The sequence below is a fragment of the Micromonospora sp. ALFpr18c genome (genome assembly GCF_008868155.1).
Classification (GTDB): Bacteria; Actinomycetota; Actinomycetes; order Mycobacteriales; family Micromonosporaceae; genus Micromonospora.
Map to the genome: position 1 here is coordinate 1 of NZ_WBKR01000351.1, position 2,652 is coordinate 2,652.

The 2,652-nt window shown below is 71.5% G+C and carries 4 protein-coding genes; 2 read left to right on the top strand and 2 right to left on the bottom strand.

Annotated elements, in window-relative coordinates:
• The coding region (locus tag F8271_RS30895) for a hypothetical protein (protein ID WP_151493319.1) at positions 1–437 on the bottom strand (437 nt) is incomplete at its 3' end.
• 109 nt (positions 438–546) lie between these two features.
• On the opposite strand from F8271_RS30895, the gene F8271_RS30900 reads away from it, so the two are divergent.
• Positions 547–1,044 carry a YcxB family protein gene (locus tag F8271_RS30900; protein ID WP_151493320.1) on the top strand — a complete coding sequence of 166 codons (498 nt, stop codon included), beginning with the start codon at positions 547–549 and terminating at the stop codon, positions 1,042–1,044.
• A complete protein-coding gene (locus F8271_RS30905; RefSeq protein WP_225854887.1) occupies positions 1,041–1,547 on the top strand; it encodes a phosphotransferase in 507 nt (168 codons plus the stop codon). Before F8271_RS30900 ends, F8271_RS30905 begins: the two co-directional genes overlap by 4 nt.
• Before the next feature lie 228 nt (positions 1,548–1,775).
• On the opposite strand, the gene F8271_RS30910 is transcribed toward F8271_RS30905, so the two are convergent.
• Positions 1,776–2,579 (bottom strand): methyltransferase domain-containing protein, encoded by an 804-nt coding sequence (locus F8271_RS30910; RefSeq protein WP_151493321.1) that lies wholly within the window; start codon positions 2,577–2,579, stop codon positions 1,776–1,778.
• Positions 2,580–2,652 lie beyond the last annotated feature (73 nt).

A 2,652-nucleotide genomic window follows, 5' to 3' on the forward strand; every position in this document is an offset into this window, starting at 1 on the left:
CGGCGGCCGGTGGTCAGGGCGACGAGGTACTGTCCACCGCCCGCGTCGACGCTCGCGGTCACCGGCAGTCCGGGCACCAGGCGGGAGAACCGGTCAACCAGCCAGTCCGCGGCCTCCTGGGCGTCCTTCCTGCTCGGGCAGCGGGCGACCAGCTCACGGCCACCCTTGCGGTCGAGTCGCTCGGCGACGGCGATCAGCGGTGCGGGGTCCACCACGTGCAGACGGTCCGGCCAGGCGATGACCACCTTGACCGCGCCCTTGCGGGTGTTGCAGGCACGATGCGCGAGTCGCTCGGTGATCCTCGCCTTCTTGTCGGCGGTACGGCTGTCGACGCTGGGACCACGCGGGTCGTTCACCGACATGTCGGCGTCGACCGACTCGTCGCACACCCAGCATCGCCAACTGTCCCGTCGGGCGACGTCATCGAGAAGACTCATCCCCGCAAACTAGCCTGTCAGCCCTTGGTGCACCACGGCTCCGGCCGCGCCGGGCGCCGCCGGGCCGGAGACAGGCCGCCGGCGACCGTTCGGGCACTATCGTTCTGGCGTGCACATCCGTTTCGACGTCCCCGCCGATCCCGCCTACCCGGGCCGTGTGGCTGCCGCGCTCGGCAGTGTCCGGCTGCGCAGGTTCGGCTACATCGGCGCGGCACTGGCGGCGGTCGGGGCGATCGGTCTGGCCGTCTCGCGGGGGTTCGCGTGGGCCGAGCAGATCTCGCCGTTGTGGTTGGCGATGGTCGTGGGTGGCGTGCTGTCGATGCTGTACCGGCCGTGGGTGGTGCTGCGCGCCCGGCGCCGCTCCAGTCGCTACGCCGTCGAGGGCGCCTACGACATCACCGATGACAACATCATGATGCGCAGTGGCTCGGAGTCCGGCGGCATCGCCTGGGACGGAGTCGCCCAGGTGCGGGACACGTCCGAGTTCTGGATCGTGTACGTCGGCCGGATGCCGGCGACCGTGATCCCACGTCGGTTGATGTCCGCCGAGGATGCCGAGACGTTGCGGGCCTTCATGGCCGGACGTGGGCTGCTCCGACGTCGCTGACCGTTCCTGCCGCGGCGGGCGCCGCGGTACGGAGGCTGCACGACGCCCCGCTGCCGCCATGGCCCGGTCGGAGCCTCGACGAGATCGCATCCCGTCTCGACGACGAATGCGAGTGGCTCGTCACGAACGGCGTCCTGCCCATCGACCTGATCACCCGCAACCGCCAGGTCGCCGAGGCCGCGCTCCGGCCGTGGACGTCGGTGTTCACGCACGGCGACCTGCAGATCGCCCACGTCTTCGTGGACGGTGACGAGATCACCGGGGTGGTCGACTGGTCCGAGGCGGGCCGGGGCGATGCCCTGTACGACCTCGCCAGCTTGACGCTCGGACACGAGCGGCACCTCGGCGACGTCGTCGCCGGCTACGGCACCGAGGTCGACCTCGACGTGATCCGCGCGTGGTGGTCGGTGCGTAGCCTGCTGGCGATCCGCTGGCTGGTCGAGCACGACTTCGACCCGTTCTCGCCGGGCTGCGAGGTCGACGTGCTGAGATCCCGGCTGTGAGGCCGCACGGCCGCACGCGACCACGTCTGGGCCGCTGCCGGTGCCGGGCGTCGGCGAGGATCGGCACCTGACCCACGGGCACGGACCGGCCGGGCTCCCGACGGGAGCCCGGCCGGCGCGGTCGCCGCCTCCGTAGAGCTGTCCGGCTCAGCGGGGTGAGGGGGGAAGCGCTGCGGCGGGAGAGGTACGTCGGCCGCGACCGCTCTCCGCGCGGTGATCCACCTGCGCTCAGCTCGGCAGACGGCCCCGCGTGGAGACGAAGTGGTACGACATGACGGCGAACCCGGGATCACGGACGAGCCGCCGGAAGGCGTTCAGCTGGTGGGGCGACAGCCCGGCGGCGAGCAGATCCGGCTCCAACTGGCGGGAGTTCGTCTCGTACAGCGACGTCCCGGTCGAACCGCCCGCCCAGCTCTGCGAGTGGGTGATGGTCTCCAGGTCGGTCAGACCGGCTAAGGCCATCTCGGTGTGCACGTCCTGCGCCCACCCCAGGTCGGCGCCGTGGTCCTCCAGGACACCCATCATGGCGTCCATGACCTGCGCGAAGAGCTTCGCGGCGTCGTCCGTCGGCGCGGTCAACACCCGCAACGGCGCGGTGCAGTCGAACTCCTCCACCACGAGCCATCCGCCGGGAGCCAGCGCGCCCGCGAGTGTGCGGAGAACCCGCCGTCGATCGGGTAGGTGCAGCAGCACCAGCCGGGCGTGGATCAGGTCGAAGGCGTCCCCGGGTGGCGGTTCGGTCCGGACGTCGTGCCGGCGTACGTGCAGGTTGCCGTCGGCCACGAGGTGGGTGGGGTCGATGTCCGTCGCCAGCACGTGACCGTCGTCGCCGACCGCGCGGGCGATCCGGCGGGCCATCGAGCCGCCGCCCGCCCCGACCTCCCAGCAGGTCGCTCCCGGTCGCAGCACCGGACGGGCCAGGCGCCGCGTCGTGATCGGATCCAGGAAGGATTCCAGCGCGTGCATCTGGGGGACGGCGTCCGGTGCGCCGTTGTCGAACGTGTACGTGCCGTCGCTCGGAGCGGTTGTCATCGGTGTCTACCTTTCCGGGGAAGGGTCGGGTGACTACGGGGTGTCCGCCCAGAGCCGAGGGGCGGGACGGTTG